Genomic DNA, 1,561 nt, shown 5'->3' with positions numbered 1-1,561 from the left:
ACGCAAGCGACGCCGACCGTCTCCCTGCACATTCCGTGGGACAAGGCCGACCCGAACCGGCTGAAGCAGGCGGCTTCGCGCTTTGGCCTCGGCTTCGACGCCATGAACTCCAACACTTTTTCCGACGCGAAGGACCAGGCGCTTTCCTACAAATTCGGCTCGCTGTCGCATGCCGATGCCGGCACGCGCCGGCAAGCGGTCGAGCACAATCTCGAATGTATCGAGATCGGCAAGACGCTCGGCTCCAAGGCCCTGACGGTGTGGATCGGCGACGGTTCGAACTTCCCGGGCCAGGTCAATTTCGCCAAGGCGTTCGAGCGCTATCTCGACGCCATGAAAGAGGTTTACGCCGGACTGCCCGCCGGCTGGAAGCTGTTCAGCGAGCACAAGATGTACGAGCCGGCCTTCTATTCCACCGTCGTGCAGGACTGGGGCACCAACTACATGATCGCCAGGGAATTGGGCGACAAGGCGTTCTGTCTCGTCGACCTCGGCCACCATGCCCCCAACGTCAACATCGAGATGATCGTCTCGCGGCTGATCCAATTCAAGAAGCTCGGCGGCTTCCATTTCAACGATTCGAAGTATGGCGACGATGATCTCGATGCCGGTTCGATCGACCCCTACCGGCTGTTCCTCGTCTTTAACGAACTGGTCGATGCCGAACTGTCCGGCACCGAGGGTTTCGATCCGGCGCACATGCTCGACCAGAGTCACAACGTCACCGATCCGATCGAAAGCCTGATGCTGTCGGCGGTCGAGGTGCAGCGCGCCTATGCGCAGGCGCTGCTCGTCGATCGCAAGGCGCTGGAAGGTTTTCAGGACAGTAATGACGCGCTGATGGCGACGCAGACGCTGAAAGCCGCCTACCGCACCGATGTCGAGCCGATCCTCGCCATGGCGCGGCTGAAGACTGGCGGCGCCATTGATCCGGTCGCGGCGTATCGTGCGGCGGGTTACCGCGCCAAGGTCGCGGCGGAACGTCCCGCGGTCGCCGGTGGCTCGGGCGGCATTGTCTGAGGCCGAGCCGGCCCCCTCATCCGGCCGCTTTGCGGCCACCGCCCTCCGGGCGTTCGTTGTTCGAAAAGCCAAGCAGTTGGCTTTTGGCCCGCCGCGCGGACCACGCCTCACCCCCGCTGGGGAGAAGAGACTGACGTCAGCGCTGACAACCTCCTCTCCCCTCGGGGAGAGGTCGGATTGCCTCGAATTGCGCTTCGCAATTCAGTTGGCAATCCGGGTGAGGGGGCTCTTTCTCACGCTCCCTTAATTGTTAGTGGACTCGATCAGTCCAACAGGGTCTTCTAGGCGTCCCCCCGTCCGGAGAACCGCCATGCCTCTCAACCGTCGGACACTGATCGCCGCCAGTCTTTCCATCACCTTCGCCCTCGCGCCGTTGACGGGCGTCTTCGCCGCATCGCCTGCGCCAGCCAAGGGCGAGCACGGCATGGTGGTGACGGCCCAGCATCTGGCGTCCGAAGTCGGTATCGAGGTGCTGAAAAAGGGCGGCAATGCTGTGGATGCGGCGGTTGCCGTCGGCTATGCGCTCGCGGTCGTCTACCCC

Annotated in this window: 2 protein-coding genes; both read left to right on the top strand. The window is 63.2% G+C overall.

The annotated features are described in order from the left end of the window. Nucleotides 1-1,020 (top strand): L-rhamnose catabolism isomerase (gene rhaI / locus EN750_RS33610; RefSeq protein ID WP_127399219.1); only part of this gene is annotated, 1,020 nt, incomplete at its 5' end. 310 nt (nt 1,021-1,330) lie between these two features. Further along, the coding region (locus EN750_RS33605) for a gamma-glutamyltransferase (protein ID WP_189526658.1) at nt 1,331-1,561 on the top strand (231 nt) is incomplete at its 3' end.

Source organism: Mesorhizobium sp. M7A.F.Ca.ET.027.03.2.1 (assembly GCF_003999175.1).
In the GTDB taxonomy this organism is placed as follows: domain Bacteria; phylum Pseudomonadota; class Alphaproteobacteria; order Rhizobiales; family Rhizobiaceae; genus Mesorhizobium.
The sequence above is the reverse complement of the archived record's forward strand: the minus strand, read 5'-3'. Positions and strand labels throughout refer to the sequence as shown.